Genomic DNA, 1,931 nt, shown 5'->3' with positions numbered 1-1,931 from the left:
CCTCAACGGTCTGCGCGTGCACATCGAAACGGCCCGCCATCGACCGCATCTCGTGCGGGTCAGTCATAAAACGTGAAGGCATATCTCTCTCCTTATCTAGATGTCATGTCACGAGTTAATGCGTGGTGTAGCAAAGGCATCCCCCACTTCTCATCCGCCAGCAGGCGTGCGAGTTTCAACTTTCACGGACGCCGTCTTGGCCGCCTGCGTGCCCATTCCGCGCCCGTTGAGGGCACCCATGAGCGCTTGGGTGTACGGACTGTTGGGCATCGCCGCCGACACGTTCGGCGCCGCGATGCTGTTGGCCGGCAGTATCGGCGCCGCGCGGACCATCTCTGGCGCCGCTTGCGCCCAGCCGTTCGGCACCGACAGCCCACCCAGCTTGCCCGCTGACGCCAGCTGAGCACTGATGGTTGACCCGAATCCCCGCATCTGGCCGGAGATACTCGCCATCATGGCTTTCATCTTGCCGTCGAGGATCGAGGTGACGTCGGCCAGCATGGCCTGTTGGCCCGCCTGCATCGCCTGGCTGGCGCTCATCGAGTTGCTCATGCTGATCAGCATCTTGGCGGGCATGCTGGCGAACATGGTCAAGTAGTAGACGGCCTGGATGGGAAGGATCGAACCGGTTGTCGCTGTCGCGACCGTCGACGCGTCACTTGAGACGGCACTCGTCGTGGCCGCGGGCAGCGCCGTTGACGCGGCGCCCGACAGTCCGTTGCCGGTCGTCGAGTTACTGCTCAACGACGGGAAAAGGTTCTGCAATGCGGTGGCCAAATTCGTGCCGGCGCTGCTGGTCGACTGAGCGGTCGACTGAGCGGCCGCCGCGGCGTCAGCGGACGTCCCACCATCGCTGGGCGTCGGCGCCGGGGTCTGCTGAGGCAACACGACGGCCTGCTGGGCGAGCGTCGCGTAGGTGTCCATCGTCAGGCCGTCCTGGAACCACATCTCCATGTACTGCGCCTCGGTGGCCGCGATCGCCGGCGTGTTCTGGCCCAGGAAATTGGTGGCCACCAACGCCGCCAACAATGCCCGATTGGCAGCGATCACTGCTGGCGGAATAGTCCCGGCAAACGCACTTTCGTAGGCGGCGGCGGCAAACCGGGCCTGAGCCGAGGTCTGGGCGGCTTGACCCGCGGTGCCTGCCAGCCAATCCACATAGGGCGCTGTAGCCGCAGCCATCCGCGCCGAGGTCGGACCCAACCACGACGTCCCGGTCAATTGCGCGAGCACCGTCTGATACGAGGCCGCCGCCGCCTCCAGCTCGGCAGCCAATTCATCCCACGCCGACGCGGCCGCCATCAACGGCCCCGACCCCGCGCCGTTGTACATCAGGCTGGAGTTGACCTCCGGCGGGAACATCATGAAACTCATTGACCCAGGCCCCCCTTAATCGGCCGCAGCTGCATTCGCCGCCTCGGTCAGTGCGTACGCTCCCGCCCCGGAACGCAACGCAGCTACCAATTGTTCGTGCGCATCCGCCGCTCGTGCGGCGATCTGCTGATACGTAGCGCCGTGCTGGCCGAACTGCGCTGCGGTCATCGCTGAAACAATATCCGACGCAGCCGGTGACAGGCCAGTAGTCGGCGTGGCCGCGGCGGCGTTTTGCGCCGCCATCGCATCACCGAGTCCGGCGAGATTGGCCGCAGCGCCGGACAACCCCTCCGGTTGCGTAGTTACGAACGACACCGACCCTCCTTCAAGACAGGCGTCAGACCCCTCGGCTGGCTTCTTCGATAAGTTAATATAATTAACTAACCGCAAAGAGCGCCTTTTGAGGTCTGACAGTTGCGCAAGCTTAAATCACAGATGCGCATCTTGTACTGAGAAAAACCAAAGAGACATTCAGCTGAGACAATTTTTAGACGCCCATACAGGAAGCTCCCAGGGAAGCTGGCAATTTTACCAAAACGGTCGACACACCACCACGC

The 1,931-nt window shown here is 63.2% G+C and carries 2 protein-coding genes and 1 pseudogene; all 3 read right to left on the bottom strand.

Features of this window, described 5'->3' with window-relative positions; translation table 11 throughout:
- Positions 1–82 (bottom strand): annotated as a pseudogene (locus tag WAN02_RS02975) (WXG100 family type VII secretion target); the annotation flags it as partial.
- Between the two features lie 68 nt (positions 83–150).
- Complete coding sequence (locus WAN02_RS02970; protein WP_422262700.1) at positions 151–1,365, bottom strand: PPE family protein; 1,215 nt, start codon at positions 1,363–1,365, stop codon at positions 151–153.
- A gap of 24 nt (positions 1,366–1,389) precedes the next feature.
- Complete coding sequence (locus tag WAN02_RS02965) at positions 1,390–1,689, bottom strand: PE family protein (protein WP_422262699.1); 300 nt, start codon at positions 1,687–1,689, stop codon at positions 1,390–1,392.
- Between the last annotated feature and the right edge of the window lie 242 nt (positions 1,690–1,931).

The organism is Mycobacterium sp. (assembly GCF_049281135.1).
In the GTDB taxonomy this organism is placed as follows: domain Bacteria; phylum Actinomycetota; class Actinomycetes; order Mycobacteriales; family Mycobacteriaceae; genus Mycobacterium.
This window is presented reverse-complemented; position numbering and strand designations above follow the sequence as displayed.

Coding starts and splice junctions, on each gene's coding strand:
- WAN02_RS02970 (WP_422262700.1), bottom strand. CDS start 1,365: ATGATGTTCCCGCCGGAGGTCAACTCCAGCCTGATGTACAACGGCGCG.